This is a genomic window from Klebsiella sp. EMBS2024, from assembly GCF_036233805.1.
Classification (GTDB): Bacteria; Pseudomonadota; Gammaproteobacteria; order Enterobacterales; family Enterobacteriaceae; genus Klebsiella; species Klebsiella pneumoniae.
The window spans coordinates 1,025,145-1,042,641 of record NZ_JAZARW010000001.1; the positions used below are offsets into that span (position 1 = coordinate 1,025,145).

At 58.7% G+C, this 17,497-nt stretch carries 11 protein-coding genes; 6 read left to right on the forward strand and 5 right to left on the reverse strand.

What is annotated here, in order from left to right; translation table 11 throughout:
• Positions 1–75: 75 nt before the first annotated feature.
• From infA to trxB, 5 genes are all read right to left on the reverse strand, one after another.
• Complete coding sequence (gene infA / locus VZP09_RS04715) at positions 76–294, reverse strand: translation initiation factor IF-1 (protein WP_001040187.1); 219 nt, start codon at positions 292–294, stop codon at positions 76–78.
• A 353-nt stretch (positions 295–647) separates the two neighbouring features.
• A complete protein-coding gene (aat, locus tag VZP09_RS04720) occupies positions 648–1,349 on the reverse strand; it encodes a leucyl/phenylalanyl-tRNA--protein transferase (protein WP_064277379.1) in 702 nt (233 codons plus the stop codon).
• Positions 1,350–1,393: 44 nt separating this feature from the next.
• Positions 1,394–3,115 carry a heme ABC transporter ATP-binding protein/permease CydC gene (gene cydC / locus VZP09_RS04725; protein WP_032414725.1) on the reverse strand — a complete coding sequence of 574 codons (1,722 nt, stop codon included), beginning with the start codon at positions 3,113–3,115 and terminating at the stop codon, positions 1,394–1,396.
• The gene (cydD, locus tag VZP09_RS04730; RefSeq protein ID WP_021441488.1) at positions 3,116–4,882 is read right to left on the reverse strand and encodes a heme ABC transporter permease/ATP-binding protein CydD; all 1,767 of its coding nucleotides are present in this window, start codon (positions 4,880–4,882) and stop codon (positions 3,116–3,118) included.
• A 114-nt stretch (positions 4,883–4,996) separates the two neighbouring features.
• Positions 4,997–5,965, reverse strand: a complete 969-nt coding sequence (gene trxB / locus VZP09_RS04735) for a thioredoxin-disulfide reductase (protein ID WP_002898019.1) — start codon at positions 5,963–5,965, stop codon at positions 4,997–4,999.
• 532 nt (positions 5,966–6,497) lie between these two features.
• Here trxB and lrp point away from each other — a divergent pair.
• The 6 genes from lrp (at position 6,498) to dmsA (ending at position 17,489) form a co-directional block, all read left to right on the forward strand.
• Positions 6,498–6,992: a leucine-responsive transcriptional regulator Lrp gene (gene lrp / locus VZP09_RS04740; protein WP_000228469.1), complete on the forward strand. Its 495-nt coding sequence runs from the start codon at positions 6,498–6,500 to the stop codon at positions 6,990–6,992.
• A 135-nt stretch (positions 6,993–7,127) separates the two neighbouring features.
• On the forward strand, positions 7,128–11,381 hold the full coding sequence (gene ftsK / locus VZP09_RS04745; protein WP_328794932.1) for a DNA translocase FtsK: 4,254 nt from the start codon (positions 7,128–7,130) through the stop codon (positions 11,379–11,381).
• A 122-nt stretch (positions 11,382–11,503) separates the two neighbouring features.
• Positions 11,504–12,115 carry an outer membrane lipoprotein chaperone LolA gene (gene lolA, locus VZP09_RS04750; RefSeq protein WP_002898132.1) on the forward strand — a complete coding sequence of 204 codons (612 nt, stop codon included), beginning with the start codon at positions 11,504–11,506 and terminating at the stop codon, positions 12,113–12,115.
• An 8-nt stretch (positions 12,116–12,123) separates the two neighbouring features.
• Positions 12,124–13,467 carry a replication-associated recombination protein RarA gene (gene rarA, locus VZP09_RS04755; RefSeq protein WP_004179165.1) on the forward strand — a complete coding sequence of 448 codons (1,344 nt, stop codon included), beginning with the start codon at positions 12,124–12,126 and terminating at the stop codon, positions 13,465–13,467.
• A 90-nt stretch (positions 13,468–13,557) separates the two neighbouring features.
• On the forward strand, positions 13,558–14,850 hold the full coding sequence (serS, locus tag VZP09_RS04760) for a serine--tRNA ligase (protein WP_021313336.1): 1,293 nt from the start codon (positions 13,558–13,560) through the stop codon (positions 14,848–14,850).
• Between the two features lie 200 nt (positions 14,851–15,050).
• On the forward strand, positions 15,051–17,489 hold the full coding sequence (dmsA, locus tag VZP09_RS04765; RefSeq protein ID WP_328794933.1) for a dimethylsulfoxide reductase subunit A: 2,439 nt from the start codon (positions 15,051–15,053) through the stop codon (positions 17,487–17,489).
• The last annotated feature ends 8 nt before the right edge of the window (positions 17,490–17,497 follow it).

Consider the following 17,497-nt stretch of genomic DNA (forward strand, 5'->3'; position numbering starts at 1 on the left):
TTTGCTGACGGCAGAAATGAAAAGACCGGGAATTATCCCGGCCTTCAGCATCTGACGCCTTAGGGGCGAAAACAATCAGCGACTACGGAAGACAATGCGGCCTTTGCTCAGGTCGTACGGGGTCAGCTCAACAGTCACTTTGTCGCCCGTCAGAATGCGGATGTAGTTTTTACGCATTTTACCGGAGATATGCGCGGTTACCACGTGACCGTTTTCCAGTTCTACGCGGAACATAGTGTTAGGCAACGTTTCAAGTACGGTGCCCTGCATTTCAATATTGTCTTCTTTGGCCATCTAGTCCTCTGGGGTATCACTACCGTAGTTTTGAACCGGCAAGATAATGCCGAAGTTCATCATGTAAGTAAAGTTTTACGTATCTACCCTGAATCATTCACCTTGCCGCAAGGCGCATAGTCAGCGCAGCGGCTACGGAAATATGACGGGTATGAATCGCCGAAGTAGTTTTGGCGCATTGCCCGGGACACACACGGCCATGCCGCGTGACAGGCGCAAACGTAAAGGGGAGTGACAGAACGATGGGCGTTATCTGACTCTTATTATTCCCAAACGGCGGCGGGGCAACAGGCAGAAGCTACTCTACCGCGCAATTATACCATCCTGACGCAAAATGTGCTGAAAACATTTTATTATCCGCCAGGAAATAGCATCCGCGGCACCCAAAATCGCTCGGGCAGTCGGTAGCCGCGTAATACCGACAGATAGTCCAGATAATCGCGGCGGGGAATATCCACTGCGCCTAATGACGCGGTATGGTTGTTCAGTACCTGGCAGTCAATTAATTTACCGCCGCTGTGCGCAAAGTCCTGGCAAAATACCAGCAGCGCGGTTTTGGAGGCATTTTCTGCCCGGCTAAACATCGATTCGCCGCAAAACAGCGCTCCCTGCGCTACGCCGTACATTCCTCCCACCAGGGTATTCTCCTGCCAGACTTCAATGGAGTGGGCATGACCCAGCTCATGCAGCTGGTGATAGGCGCGAACGATACTGCTGGTTATCCAGGTGCCTTCGTCACGATCGCTGGCGCAGCCCTCAATCACTTCGCCAAAGGCGTGGTTGAGCGTGACCCGGTAGGGCGAACGCTGATGAAAGCGCTTCATGCTGCGGCTAAGATGGAAGTGCTCTGGCCAAAGTACCGCCCGGGGGTCGGGCGACCACCAGAGGATCGGGTCGCCAGGGGAAAACCAGGGAAAAATACCACGCTGATAGGCCATCAGCAGCCGCGCGGGGCTCAGATCGCCGCCGAGCGCCAGCAGGCCATTAGGTTCTCGCAAGGCGCCTTCCGGAGAGGGGAAGGCGATAGAGTGCCGGGAGAGCTGAACCAGACGCATTTTAACCTCAATACGCATCAGCAAAAATTAGATAATAGAATAGCCTACAGACGCTGTTTAAACTGGAAGTACCGGCCCTGTTTAGCGAGCAGCTCCGCGTGACTACCTTGCTCAATTATCTGGCCGTTGTCCATGACTATTATCTGATTAAAACCCGCCAGGCCCCGCAGGCGATGGGTCACCATCAGCACGGTTTTGTCGCGCATGACATCTGCCAGCAGATGCAGGATCTGGCTTTCGGTGGCCGCATCCAGACCTTCTGTCGGTTCATCGAGCAGCATCAGCGGCGCATCGTGGAGCAGCGCGCGGGCAATGGCCAGTCGGCGCAGTTCGCCGCCGGAGAGCTGACGCCCGCCTTCGCCCAGCCAGCCGTTAAGACCACCATCTTGCAGCAGTTTTTCGAGGCCCACCTTCTCAAGGGTAGCGCTGAGATGAGCGTCATCCGCTTCAGGCGCCGCCAGCAGCAGGTTGTCGCGCAGGGTGGCGCTGAACAGGTGCACGCGCTGCGGCACTACGCTCATTGCCTGCCGCAGAGTGGCTTCGCTGAGGCCGGAGAGCGGCTGATTGTTGAGCAGAATCTCTCCCTGTGACGGGTCCCAGGCGCGGGTAAGCAACTGCAACAGCGTCGATTTTCCGCAGCCGGTCCGGCCAAGAATGGCGATGTGCTCTCCGGCGGCAATCTGCAGGGAAATATTCTCCAGGGCAGGGGAGGGCTGCTGAGGATAGCGGAAGGTGACCTCCTGAAGCGTTAGGGCCACCTGCGCTGGCGGACTGGCTTCATCTTCGACAAAGGTGACCTCCGGCTGCTGGTCGGTAATCTGCGAGATCCGCCGCGCGGAGGCCATCACCTGGCCTAAATGCTGGAAAGCGCCAGTGACTGGCGCCAGGGCTTCAAAAGCCGCCAGCGCGCAGAATACGAATAGCGCGATCAGCGCCCCGGGCTGACTATTGCCGCCGACGCCGTCTGAGGCCAGCCAGAGCATGGCCACCACGGCGATGCCACCGATTAACAGCATTACCGCCTGCGAAACCGCGGTCAGCTCGGCCTGGCGCCGCTGTGCATCCTGCCAGCTCAGCTCGGTCTTTTCCATTTGTGCGCGGTAGCGGTCGCTGGCGTTAAATACCATCAGCTCCGCCTGACCCTGCAGCCAGGCGGTGAGCTGTTGGCGATACTGGCCGCGCAGCTGCGTCATACTTTCGCCGGCTGGCTTACCTGCGCGATAGAACAGCGGCGGCATAACCAGCAGAGTCGCCAGCATGATACCGCCGAGCGTCAGCGCGAGGGGGACGTCGAGCAGACTTAATCCGCAGGTGACGACCACAATCACCACCAGCGCGCCGACCAGCGGCGAAATGACCCGCAGGTAGAGATGATCCAGGGTGTCAACGTCGGCCACCACCCGGTTGAGCAGCTCACCCTGGCGAAAGCGCGCCAGCCCCGCCGGAGAGAGGGGGAGCAGTTTGCTGAAGGTGAAAACGCGCAGGTGCTGCAGCACGCGAAAGGTAGCGTCGTGGCTGACCAGGCGCTCAAAGTAGCGCCCGGCGGTACGGATAATTGCCGCGCCGCGAACGCCCGCGGCAGGCAGCATATAGTTAAAACTGTAGATCCCGGCGACGCCCACCACCGCTGAAGCGGAGAGGAACCAGCCGGAGAGCGTCAGCAGGCCGATGCTGGCCAGCAGGGTCACAATGGCCAGCACGACGCCAAGCAGCAGCATCCATTTATGGCGCTTATAGAGCGCCAGATAGGGTAAAAGTGCGCGCATTTAAATCTCCTCCTGACGATGGGCCAGCAGCGCCGAGAAGACCCCACCAGCACGGGCCAGCGTGGCGTAGTCGCCTTGTTCGATAATCTGTCCGTCCTGCATCACCCAGACGTCGTCCCAGTCGGCCAGCCCCTCAAGCTGATGGGTGACCAGCAGCGTGGTTTGCTCACTGGAAGCGTGGATCAGGGCCTGCATGACTCGCTGTTCGCTATGGGCGTCAAGGCTGGCGGCAGGTTCATCCAGCAGCAGCAGGCGGCACGGCACCAACAGCGCGCGGGCGACCGCGATACGCTGCGCCTGGCCTACCGACAGACGCCCCGCCTGATCGCCTACGGCGGTATGGATCCCCTGCGGCAGCAGGGCGATAAACTCGCTGACCCAGGCCTTGTCCAGCGCCAGCCTAAGCTGTGCTTCGCTAGCTTCGGGCCACGCCAGCAGCACGTTTTCCCGCAGCGTGGCGGCAGGTAACTGCGGATTCTGTCCTACCCAGCTCAGCAGGCGGCGCCAGCGCTCAGCGTCCAGCTCGCGCAGCTCTACGCCGTTGACCATCAGCGACCCCTCATAGGGCAGAAAGCCGAGCAGTGTATTCAGCAAAGAGCTTTTCCCGGATCCGCTCTGGCCGACCAGCACCACGCGAGCGCCGGCGGGCAGCGCAAAATTAAGCGGCCCCGCCAGAACTTTACCTTCCGGAGATTTGATCACCAGGTCGCGCGCTTCCACGCTAATCAGATCGTTGTCATTTAACGTTTTCTCGCCACGCTCTACCTGGGTCAGCGGCGTTTCCATAAACGTTTTCAGGCTGTCTGCGGCGCCCACGGCCTGAGCTTTGGCATGGTAGAAGGTACCCAGGTCACGTAACGGCTGGAAAAATTCCGGGGCGAGGATCAGCGTCAGGAATCCGGCCATCAGCGTGACGCCCGCGCCATAGTGGCCGAAGTTCAGCTCGCCAAGGTAAGAAAAGCCAAAATACACCGCTACCAGCGCAATGGAGAGGGAGGTGAAAAACTCCAGAACCCCGGAGGAGAGGAAGGCCAGACGCAGGACTTCCATGGTGCGTTGGCGAAAATCCTGCGAGGCGTCGCGAATATTATCGGTTTCTGCCTGACCGCGATGAAAAATACGCAGGGTTTCCATGCCGCGCAGGCGGTCGAGGAAGTGGCCGCTGAGGCGGGCCAGCGCCTGGAAGTTACGCCGGTTGGCGTCGGCGGCGCCCATCCCGACCAGCGCCATGAAAAGCGGGATCAGCGGGGCGGTGCCGAGAAGGATCAGCGCGGCGGCCCAGTTAATCGGAAAAATAGTAATAACGATCAGCAGCGGTACGCAGGCCGCCAGCGTCATCTGGGGCAGGTAGCGGGCATAATAGTCGTGCATGTCGTCGATTTGCTCAAGAATAAGCGTTGCCCAGCTGCCGGCCGGTTTGCCCTGGATCCACGCCGGGCCTGCCTGCTGGAGGCGGTCAAGAACCTGGCGGCGAATTTCATAGCGAATATGCTGCCCGGCCTGAAAGCCGACCCGCTCACGCAGCCAGACCACCCAGGCGCGTAGTACAAAGATCAGCACCAGCAGCGTGAGCGGCAGCAGCAGGGCGGTCGCTGGAATATTCTCCATCACCATCCGGTGCAGGATCCGCGCCAGGAACCAGGCCTGCGCCACGATCAGCAGACCGCTCGCCACGCCAAGCAGGCGGGAAATCATCAACCAGCGACGGGAGATAATGCTTTGCTGTTTTAACCAGCGGGTTAACTCTTGTTGACGGGTTTTATTCATTGCGCGCTTTGCAGGTGTCGTTATCGGAGTATTGGGCACGGCAATGTTACATCGCAGCAAAAATAAAGGCGACTTTTCGTCGCCTTCTTTACCTTTGTTACTGACTTGTAAAGATTATTTGCAAGCGTCAGCCAAACCGTCGAGGTAACGCTCCGCATCCAGCGCCGCCATGCAGCCGGTGCCCGCAGAAGTGATGGCCTGACGATAGATATGGTCCATGACATCGCCGGCGGCGAACACGCCCGGGATGCTGGTCTGGGTCGCATTGCCGTGGATACCGGACTGCACTTTGATGTAGCCGTTCTCCAGCTCCAGCTGGCCCTCAAAGATGGCGGTGTTCGGGCTGTGGCCGATGGCGACAAATAAACCAGCCACTTCCAGGGACTCGACATTGTCGCTGTTTTTGGTATCGCGCAGGCGCAGGCCGCTGACGCCCATCTGGTCGCCGGTCACCTCTTCGAGGGTACGATCGGTATGCAGCACGATGTTGCCGCTTGCCACTTTATCCATCAGGCGTTTGATGAGGATTTTTTCCGCACGGAAGGAATCGCGACGGTGGATCAGGTGTACCTCAGAGGCGATATTCGACAGATACAGAGCCTCTTCCACTGCGGTGTTGCCGCCGCCGATCACCGCCACTTTCTGGTTGCGATAGAAGAATCCGTCGCAGGTAGCGCACGCGGAAACGCCGCGGCCTTTGAAGGCTTCTTCGGAAGGCAGGCCCAGGTAACGGGCGGAAGCGCCGGTGGCGATGATCAGCGCGTCACAGGTGTACTCGCCGCTGTCGCCTGTCAGACGGAACGGGCGGTTTTGCAAATCGACGCGGCTGATATGGTCGAAAATGATCTCGGTTTCAAATTTTGCGGCATGCTCGTGCATGCGCTCCATCAGCAGCGGACCGGTGAGATCGTTCGGATCGCCTGGCCAGTTTTCCACTTCCGTCGTGGTGGTCAGCTGACCGCCTTTTTCCATCCCGGTGATCAGCACCGGCTGCAGGTTGGCGCGTGCGGCATAGACCGCCGCGGTGTATCCCGCAGGTCCAGAACCAAGGATAAGCAGTTTACTGTGTTTGGCTGTGCCCATGAGATCCCCATAATAATTGGCATACATTGTGCTGGGATTGTAGGGAATTTGTTGTCGTAAAAAAAGAGCACAGCGATTTTGTTAACGATGTGTGCAATAGAAGCTGCCAATGAATTGGTGATTTTCCCGGCAAGGAATATAACTATTTCTACTGTCGGCGGGACAATTATAAGACGAAAAAATGAGAATCAACCAGGGCGGATGATGAATATCTGGCATCTTGTACTAAAAATCGATGTTTTGCTTTGACAATCACCTGTGCTTTTGCGAAAACATTCAAGGAAGAAGAAAAGCAGTATTTAGCGTGCGGCGAATTTTCATGCACGCAAATGCCATTTTTATCCGGGTTAACGAAATCTACGCATGGTGTGGACAGACGCCATGCGTGATGTCGGTGACTGCCGTCAGGCAACGGGCTTCTCACGTACCCCTGGGTTACCCAATGTCGTACGGGTGATAACAGGATGGGCTCTGGCAGTGAAGGCTCAGAGCCGGAACAGGAGTAGGGAAGGAATACAGAGAGACAATAATAATGGTAGATAGCAAGAAGCGCCCTGGCAAAGATCTCGACCGCATTGATCGTAACATCCTGAATGAATTGCAGAAAGATGGGCGAATTTCTAACGTCGAGCTTTCTAAACGGGTGGGACTTTCTCCGACGCCTTGCCTTGAGCGTGTGCGTCGTCTTGAAAGACAGGGTTTTATTCAGGGCTATACGGCGCTGCTCAACCCGCATTATCTGGATGCATCACTTCTGGTATTTGTTGAGATTACTCTGAATCGTGGCGCACCGGATGTGTTTGAGCAATTTAACGCCGCAGTGCAAAAACTTGAAGAAATTCAAGAGTGTCATCTGGTTTCCGGTGATTTCGACTATCTGTTGAAAACCCGTGTACCGGATATGTCAGCGTATCGTAAATTACTGGGCGAGACCTTGCTGCGCCTGCCGGGCGTTAACGACACCCGTACCTACGTGGTAATGGAAGAAGTCAAGCAAAGTAATCGTCTGGTTATTAAGACGCGCTAACACGGAACAGGTGCAAACTCGACGTAGTTTGATTACACTCCTGTTAATCCATACAGCAACAGTGCCGGGGAGACCCGGCGCTGTTGTCCGTTTTAGCAGCAGGCAGGAAACAGCCTGATACCTGGAGAGCCTTTCTTGAGCCAGGAATACACCGAAGACAAAGAAGTCAAACTAACCAAACTCAGCAGCGGGCGCCGACTCCTTGAGGCGATGCTCATCCTTTGCTCCCTCTTCGCCATCTGGCTGATGGCGGCACTACTGAGCTTTAACCCCTCGGACCCCAGCTGGTCGCAAACGGCATGGCATGAGCCTATTCATAATTTAGGCGGCGCCCCCGGCGCGTGGCTTGCCGATACCCTCTTTTTCATTTTTGGCGTCATGGCCTACACCATCCCGGTGATCATCATCGGCGGATGCTGGTTTGCCTGGCGGCATCAGGAAAACGACGAATACATTGATTATTTTGCCGTTTCCCTTCGCCTCATCGGTGCGTTAGCCCTGATCCTGACCTCCTGTGGTCTGGCGGCGATTAACGCCGATGATATCTGGTACTTCGCCTCCGGCGGGGTGATCGGCAGCCTGCTGAGCACCACGCTGCAACCCCTACTGCACAGCAGCGGCGGCACCATCGCCCTGTTGTGTATCTGGGCGGCCGGGCTGACGCTGTTCACCGGCTGGTCGTGGGTCAGCATTGCGGAAAAGCTGGGCGGCGGCATCCTGTCCGTTCTCACCTTTGCCAGCAACCGTACCCGTCGGGATGATACCTGGGTCGATGAAGGCGAATACGAAGACGACGAGGAAGAGTACGACGACGAAGAGGCGGCCAGGCCGCAGGAATCGCGTCGCGCCCGTATCTTACGCAGCGCGCTGGCGCGGCGTAAGCGTCTGGCCGAGAAGTTTACCAACCCTATGGGGCGTAAAACCGACGCTGCGCTTTTCTCCGGCAAACGGATGGATGACGGCGAAGAGGTGGTGCAATACAGCGCCAGCGGGGCGCCTGTTGCCGCCGACGATGTACTGTTTTCCGGCGCCAGCGCCGCGCGTCCCGCAGAGGATGATGTGCTGTTCTCCGGCGCCAGCGCCGTGCGCCCGGGCGATTTCGACCCTTACGATCCGTTGTTGAATGGCCACAGTATCGCTGAGCCGGTAAGCGCAGCGGCGGCGGCTACTGCCGCGCCGCAGGCGTGGGCAGAATCACCGGTGGGCCATCACGGCGCTGCGCCAGCTTATCAGCCGGAAGCCAGCTATCCGCCGCAGCAGGCGTATCAGCCTGAACCCGCTCCGTTCCAGCAGGCTGCTTATCAGCCGCCAGCGGGGCAAACCGCACCGCAGGCGTATCAGCCTGAGCCAGCGCCGTATCAACAGCCGGTTTACGATCCGCGTGCCGGTCAACCTGCGCCGCAGGCCTATCAGCCTGAGCCAGCGCCGTATCAGCAGCCGGCTTACGATCCGNATGCCGGTCAACCTGCGCCGCAGGCCTATCAGCCTGAGCCAGCGCCGTATCAGCAGCCGGCTTACGATCCGNATGCCGGTCAACCTGCNCCGCAGGCCTATCAGCCTGAGCCAGCGCCGTATCAGCAGCCGGCTTACGATCCGTATGCCGGTCAACCTGCGCCGCAGGCCTATCAGCCTGAGCCAGCGCCGTATCAGCAGCCAACTTACGATCCCTATGCCGGTCAGCCTGCGCCTCAGACCTATCAGCAGCCGGCTTACGATCCGAATGCCGGTCAGCCCGCGCCGCAGACCTACCAGCAGCCGGCTTACGACCCGCATGCCGGCCAGCCCGCGCCGCAGCCGTATCAGCCGGAGCCAGCGGCGTATCAGCCGCAAAGCGCGCCAGTTCCCCCACCGGAGCCAGAGCCCGAGGTTGTGCAGGAGGAAGTGAAACGTCCGCCGCTCTATTATTTCGAGGAAGTGGAAGAGAAGCGGGCGCGCGAACGCGAGCTGTTGGCCTCGTGGTATCAGCCAATTCCTGAGCCGGAAAGTCCGATTGCCACTAAACCGCTGACGCCGCCGACCACTGCGTCCAAACCGCCAGTGGAGACAACCGTAGTCTCTGCGGTAGCGGCTGGGGTGCATCAGGCTACCGCCGCCAGCGGCGGCGCGGCGGCAGCAACCTCGTCCACTGCCGCATCCGCTGCGGCTACGCCATTGTTCAGCCCGGCGTCCAGCGGCCCACGGGTTCAGGTGAAAGAGGGCATCGGTCCAAAACTACCGCGGCCCAATCGCGTGCGTGTTCCTACGCGTCGGGAACTGGCCTCCTACGGCATCAAGCTACCGTCGCAGCGGGAGGCGGAACAGCGCGCGCGGCAGGCGGAGCGCGATCCGCATTATGATGATGAGCTGCTCTCGGATGAGGAAGCGGATGCTATGGAGCAGGATGAACTGGCTCGCCAGTTCGCCGCCACCCAGCAGCAGCGCTACGGTCATCGCTGGGAAGACGATAACGCGACTGATGACGATGAGGCCGACGCCGCGGCGGAAGCGGAGCTGGCGCGTCAGTTTGCCGCTACCCAGCAGCAGCGGTACGCTACCGAGCAGCCGCCGGGCGCCAACCCGTTCTCGCCGGCAGATTATGAATTCTCGCCGATGAAAACGTTGGTCAATGACGGCCCGAGCGAACCGCTGTTTACGCCGACGCCGGAAGTCCAGCCGCAGCAGCCGGCCCAGCGCTATCAACAACCGGCGGCCGCTCCGCAGCAGGGTTATCAAGCTGCGCAGCATCAGCCGATACACCATCAGCCTGTGCCGCCGCAGCCGCAGTCCTATCCGACTGCGTCGCAGCCCGTGCAGCCGCAACAACCGGTTGCCCCTCAGGGGCATCAGCCTGCCGCCCCTGCGCCGCAGGAGAGCCTGATCCACCCGCTGCTGATGCGCAATGGCGATAGTCGACCGCTGCAAAAGCCGACCACGCCACTGCCGTCGCTGGATCTGCTTACCCCGCCGCCGAGTGAAGTCGAGCCGGTGGATACCTTTGCTCTCGAGCAGATGGCACGCCTGGTGGAAGCGCGACTCGCCGATTTCCGCATTAAAGCGGATGTGGTGAACTACTCACCGGGGCCGGTGATCACCCGCTTCGAACTGAATCTGGCGCCTGGCGTTAAGGCCGCACGGATCTCTAACCTGTCACGGGACCTGGCGCGATCGCTGTCAACGGTCGCCGTGCGCGTGGTGGAGGTGATCCCGGGCAAACCGTATGTCGGGCTTGAGCTGCCGAATAAAAAACGCCAGACCGTCTACCTGCGTGAAGTGCTCGACAACGCCAAGTTCCGTGATAACCCATCTCCGCTCACCGTGGTGCTGGGCAAAGACATCGCTGGCGATCCGGTAGTAGCCGATCTGGCGAAAATGCCGCATCTGCTGGTGGCCGGTACCACCGGTTCCGGTAAGTCTGTTGGCGTCAACGCCATGATCCTCAGCATGCTCTACAAGGCGCAGCCGGAAGATGTGCGTTTCATTATGATCGACCCGAAAATGCTCGAGCTGTCGGTCTACGAAGGAATTCCGCACCTGCTGACGGAAGTGGTCACCGACATGAAAGACGCCGCCAATGCGCTGCGCTGGAGCGTCAATGAGATGGAGCGCCGCTACAAGCTGATGTCGGCGCTGGGCGTGCGTAACCTCGCGGGCTACAACGAGAAGATCGCCGAAGCCGCGCGCATGGGACGTCCGATCCCGGATCCGTACTGGAAGCCTGGCGACAGCATGGACGCCGTACATCCGGTGCTGGAAAAACTGCCGTACATCGTGGTGCTGGTGGATGAATTCGCCGATCTGATGATGACCGTCGGCAAAAAGGTGGAAGAGCTGATCGCTCGCCTGGCGCAGAAAGCGCGCGCGGCGGGGATCCACCTGGTGCTGGCGACACAGCGTCCGTCGGTAGATGTTATTACCGGCCTGATAAAGGCCAACATCCCGACGCGCATCGCCTTTACCGTGTCGAGTAAAATTGACTCACGTACCATTCTCGATCAGGGCGGCGCGGAATCGCTGCTGGGTATGGGGGATATGCTTTACTCCGGGCCGAACTCTACCACGCCGGTGCGTGTCCACGGGGCGTTTGTGCGCGACCAGGAAGTCCACGCCGTGGTTCAGGACTGGAAAGCCCGCGGTCGCCCGCAATATGTGGATGGCATTACCTCCGACAGCGAAAGCGAAGGCGGCGGTGGCGGCTTCGACGGCGGGGAAGAGCTGGATCCGTTGTTCGATCAGGCAGTCAACTTTGTGACCGAGAAGCGCAAAGCGTCGATTTCCGGGGTTCAGCGTCAGTTCCGCATCGGCTATAACCGTGCCGCGCGTATTATCGAACAGATGGAAGCGCAGGGTATCGTCAGCGAGCAGGGCCATAACGGTAACCGCGAAGTGCTGGCGCCGCCGCCCTTTGAATGAGTGCAAAGTTGGGTAAATAAGCGCAAAATCAGCCAATTCTTCTGTCCCACCGCCGCCGGCGGTCCTACAGTAGGGGCAGAAGAGGCTCCCGCGTCGGGAGTGACGCACATTAAGGAAGAACAATGAAAAAACTCGCAATCACCTGTGCATTACTGTCTGGTATGGTCGTCAGCCAGGTCTGGGCAGATGCGGCCAGCGACTTAAAAAGCCGTCTTGATAAAGTGAGCAGCTTCCATGCCAGCTTCACGCAAAAAGTTACCGACGGCAGCGGTAACGCCGTGCAGGACGGGCAGGGAGACCTGTGGGTGAAACGCCCGAACCTGTTTAACTGGCATATGACCCAGCCGGATGAGAGCGTCCTCGTTTCGGATGGTAAAACGCTGTGGTTCTATAATCCGTTCGTCGAGCAGGCCACGGCGACCTGGCTGAAAGACGCCACCAGCAACACGCCGTTTATGCTGATTGCCCGCAACCAGTCCAGCGACTGGCAGCAATATAATATCAAGCAAAATGGCGATGATTTTGTGCTGACGCCAAAAAGCGGCAGCGGCAACCTCAAGCAGTTCACGATCAACGTCGGTCGGGACGGCACTATCCATCAGTTCAGCGCCGTCGAGCAGGATGATCAGCGCAGCAGCTATCAGCTGAAATCGCAGCAGAACGGCGCCGTCGACGCAGCTAAGTTCACCTTTACGCCGCCGAAAGGGGTGACGGTGGACGATCAACGTAAGTAGAGGCGAAAGTGAGCAATCTGTCGCTCGATTTTTCCGACAACGCGTTTCAACCTCTGGCCGCTCGCATGCGGCCAGAAAATTTAGCGCAGTATATTGGCCAGCAGCACCTGCTGGCGCCGGGTAAACCCCTGCCGCGGGCCATTGAGGCCGGGCACCTGCATTCGATGATCCTCTGGGGGCCGCCGGGTACCGGCAAGACCACTCTGGCGGAAGTGATTGCCCGCTACGCCAGCGCCGATGTCGAACGGATCTCAGCGGTAACCTCCGGGGTGAAAGAGATTCGCGAGGCTATTGAGCGCGCGCGGCAAAATCGCAACGCCGGCCGGCGGACCATCCTGTTTGTTGACGAAGTGCATCGCTTTAATAAAAGCCAGCAGGATGCCTTTCTGCCGCATATTGAAGACGGCACCATCACTTTTATTGGCGCGACCACCGAAAACCCCTCCTTTGAGCTTAACTCGGCGCTGCTCTCCCGCGCCCGCGTCTACTTACTGAAATCGCTCACCACCGACGATATCGAGCGGGTGCTTGACCAGGCGATGAACGATAAAACCCGCGGCTACGGCGGCCAGGATATCGTTTTGCCGGATGAGACCCGCAGGGCCATTGCCGAGCTAGTGAACGGCGACGCGCGGCGAGCGCTGAATACCCTGGAAATGATGGCCGATATGGCCGAAAGCGATGACTCGGGCAAGCGGGTGCTGAAGGCGGAACTGCTGACCGAGATCGCTGGCGAGCGCAGCGCGCGCTTTGATAATAAAGGCGACCGGTTCTACGATTTGATTTCCGCCCTGCATAAGTCGGTGCGCGGTAGCGCGCCGGATGCGGCACTTTACTGGTACGCGCGGATCATCACCGCCGGCGGCGATCCGCTGTACGTTGCTCGCCGCTGTCTGGCGATTGCCTCGGAAGATGTCGGCAACGCCGACCCGCGGGCGATGCAGGTCGCCATTTCGGCGTGGGACTGCTTTACCCGCGTCGGGCCGGCGGAAGGCGAACGGGCGATTGCCCAGGCCATTGTCTATCTGGCCTGCGCGCCGAAGAGCAACGCGGTGTACACCGCCTTCAAAGCGGCGCTGGCCGACGCGCGGGATCGTCCTGACTACGACGTTCCGGTGCATCTGCGCAATGCGCCGACGAAGCTGATGAAAGAGATGGGCTACGGCCAGGAGTATCGTTACGCTCATGACGAACCCAACGCCTACGCCGCCGGCGAGCAGTACTTCCCGCAGGAAATGGCGCAAACGCGCTATTATCACCCGACAAACCGGGGGCTTGAGGGCAAAATTGGCGAAAAGCTCGCCTGGCTCGCTGAACAGGATCAAAATAGCCCGATAAAACGCTACCGCTAATTGAGGCGTTGCGGTAAGGTTATTACACTATTTCCGTGGTCGTAGTCTGCGGCCACTTTTCTTTTTTAATTCGATAAGCACAGGATAAGCATGCTCGATCCCAATCTGCTGCGTACCGAGCCAGACGCAGTCGCAGAAAAACTGGCACGCCGGGGCTTTAAGCTGGATGTAGATAAACTTCGCGCGCTTGAAGAGCGTCGTAAAGTTCTGCAGGTGCAAACGGAAAACCTGCAGGCGGAGCGTAACTCCCGATCGAAATCCATTGGCCAGGCGAAAGCGCGCGGGGAAGACATCGAGCCATTACGCCTGGAAGTTAACAAGCTTGGCGAACAACTGGATGCTGCAAAATCCGAGCTGGAAACGCTGCTGGCGGAAATTCGCGATATCGCGCTGGCGATCCCGAATATTCCTCATGATGATGTGCCGGTTGGTCGCGACGAAAACGACAACGTTGAAGTTAGCCGCTGGGGTACGCCGCGTCAGTTCGATTTTGAGGTGCGCGATCATGTGACGCTGGGTGAAATGCACGGGGGGCTGGATTTTGCCGCCGCCGTTAAGCTCACCGGCTCGCGCTTCGTGGTGATGAAAGGGCAGCTGGCCCGTCTGCACCGCGCCCTGGCGCAGTTCATGCTGGATCTGCACACCGAACAGCATGGCTACAGCGAAAACTATGTCCCGTACCTGGTGAACCAGGACACCCTGTATGGCACTGGCCAGCTGCCGAAATTCGCCGGCGACCTGTTCCATACCCGTCCGCTGGAAGAAGAGGCTGACAGCAGCAACTACGCGCTGATCCCGACGGCGGAAGTGCCGCTGACCAACCTGGTGCGCGATGAAATCATCGACGAAGACGATCTGCCGATCAAAATGACCGCCCATACGCCGTGCTTCCGCTCTGAAGCCGGTTCCTATGGCCGCGACACCCGCGGTCTGATCCGTATGCACCAGTTCGATAAAGTTGAAATGGTGCAGATCGTCCGCCCGGAAGACTCTATGGCCGCGCTGGAAGAGATGACCGGTCACGCCGAGAAAGTGCTGCAGCTGCTGGGCCTGCCGTACCGTAAGGTCGCGTTGTGCACCGGCGATATGGGCTTCAGCGCCTGCAAAACCTATGACCTCGAAGTATGGGTTCCGGCGCAAAACACTTATCGTGAGATCTCCTCCTGCTCCAACGTCTGGGATTTCCAGGCGCGTCGTATGCAGGCTCGCTGCCGCAGCAAGTCCGATAAGAAGACCCGTCTCGTTCATACCCTGAATGGTTCTGGCCTGGCAGTAGGTCGTACGCTGGTGGCGCTGATGGAAAACTATCAGCAGGCTGATGGCCGTATCGAGATCCCGGAAGTGATGCGCCCGTATATGCGCGGCCTCGAATATATCGGCTAAACTTCTCACTCCTTCTTTTAAAAGCGCCTGCGGGCGCTTTTTTTACGCCCTTATTGATACCGGGCAATAATCCTTGCCGCGAATGCAGTGATACTCCCTTTGGGTTAAACCAGCATAAAAAACCAATAATATCGCAAAGCATTATATATATGTCTATATAACGCTTGTCAGTTTATTGTGAGCAACCAAAGCGAGTATCCATGAAAATTAAAGCCCCTGATGCTTTACTGGCTGCTGAGGTAAGCCGCCGTGGTCTGATGAAAACCACGGCAATAGGCGGCCTGGCGCTGGCCAGCAACGCACTAACGTTACCCTTTACCCGACTGTCGCATGCTGCCGATACGCCGGCGCCCGCCAGTGAGAAGGTGGTCTGGAGCGCCTGCACCGTCAACTGCGGTAGCCGTTGCCCGCTGCGCATGCACGTGGTGGATGGCGCGATTAAATACGTCGAAACCGATAATACCGGTGACGATAACTATGACGGTTTGCACCAGGTCCGCGCCTGCCTGCGTGGGCGTTCAATGCGCCGCCGGGTCTATAATCCGGACCGTCTGAAGTACCCGATGAAGCGCGTTGGTAAACGCGGTGAGGGCAAGTTCGAGCAAATCAGCTGGGAAGAGGCGTTGGATACCATCGCCAGCAATATGCAGCGGCTGATTAAAGAGTACGGCAATGAATCCATCTATCTGAACTACGGCACCGGCACGCTCGGCGGGACGCTGACCCGCTCCTGGCCGCCGGGGAAAACGCTGATTGCCCGTCTGATGAACTGCTGCGGTGGCTATCTCAACCATTATGGCGACTATTCATCAGCGCAGATTGCTGCCGGTCTGAATTACACCTACGGCGGCTGGGCGGACGGCAACAGCCCATCGGATATTGAAAACAGTCAGCTGGTGGTGCTGTTCGGCAATAACCCCGGCGAAACGCGGATGAGCGGCGGCGGGGTGACGTACTACCTTGAACAGGCGCGGCAGAAATCCAATGCCCGGATGATAATCATCGATCCGCGCTATACCGACACCGGCGCCGGGCGTGAAGATGAATGGATCCCGATTCGTCCTGGGACCGATGCGGCACTGGTTTCGGGCCTCGCGTGGGTGATGATCACCGAGAATCTGGTCGATCAGCCGTTCCTCGATAAATACTGCGTAGGATACGACGAGAAAACGCTGCCCGCCGGTGCGCCAGCCAATGGTCATTACAAAGCTTACATTCTTGGCCAGGGCACTGACGGTATCGCCAAAACGCCGGAGTGGGCCTCGACGATTACCGGTATTCCGCGCGAACGCATTGTTAAACTGGCGCGCGAAATTGCCACCGCCAAACCGGCCTATATTAGCCAGGGCTGGGGTCCGCAGCGTCACGCCAACGGTGAGATCGCCACCCGCGCCATCTCAATGCTCGCCATTCTGACGGGTAACGTCGGGATCAACGGCGGCAATAGCGGGGCGCGCGAGGGCTCGTATAGTCTGCCTTTTGAGCGTATGCCGACGCTGGAGAATCCGGTTGAGACCAGTATCTCGATGTTTATGTGGACCGATGCGATTGAGCGCGGCCCGGAAATGACCGCTCTGCGCGACGGCGTACGCGGTAAAGATAAGCTCGACGTGCCGATCAAAATGATCTGGAACTATGCGGGCAACTGTCTGATTAACCAGCATTCTGAGATCAACCGGACCCACGAAATCCTGCAGGACGACAAGAAATGCGAGATGATTGTGGTCATTGACTGCCATATGACCTCCTCGGCGAAATACGCTGATATTCTGCTGCCGGACTGTACCGCCTCCGAGCAGATGGATTTCGCGCTGGATNCCTCCTGCGGCAACATGTCCTACGTTATCTTTGCCGATCAGGCCATCAAGCCGCGCTTTGAATGCAAAACCATCTATGAGATGACCAGCGAACTGGCAAAGCGTCTGGGCGTCGAAGAGCAGTTTACCGAGGGCCGTACCCAGGAAGGCTGGATGCGCTATCTGTATGAGCAGTCGCGCAAAGCGATTCCCGACCTGCCGGATTTCGACACCTTCCGTCAGCAGGGCATCTATAAGCAGCGCGATCCGCAAGGTCATCATGTGGCCTACAAAGCCTTCCGTGAGGATCCGCAGGCTAATCCGCTGACCACGCCTTCGGGCAAGATCGAAATTTACTCGCAGGATCTGGCGAAAATCGCGGCCACCTGGGAGCTGCCGGAAGGGGATGTTATCGATCCGCTGCCGATCTACACCCCGGGTTTCGAAAACTACAACGATCCGCTGACAGCGAAATACCCGCTACAGCTCACCGGCTTCCACTATAAATCTCGCGTCCACTCGACCTACGGCAACGTCGATGTGCTGAAGGCCGCCTGTCGGCAGGAGATGTGGATTAACCCGATCGATGCCCGCAAGCGCGGCATTGCCAACGGCGATCGTATTCGCATCTTCAACGATCGGGGTGAAGTGCATATCGAAGCGAAGGTGACGCCGCGCATGATGCCGGGCGTCGTCGCGCTGGGGGAAGGGGCCTGGTACAACCCGGACGCCTCGCGTGTGGATCAGGCGGGCAGCATCAACGTGCTGACCACCCAGCGTCCGTCGCCGCTGGCGAAGGGAAACCCGTCGCATACCAACCTCGTTCAGGTTGAGAAGCTGTAAGGAGTAAC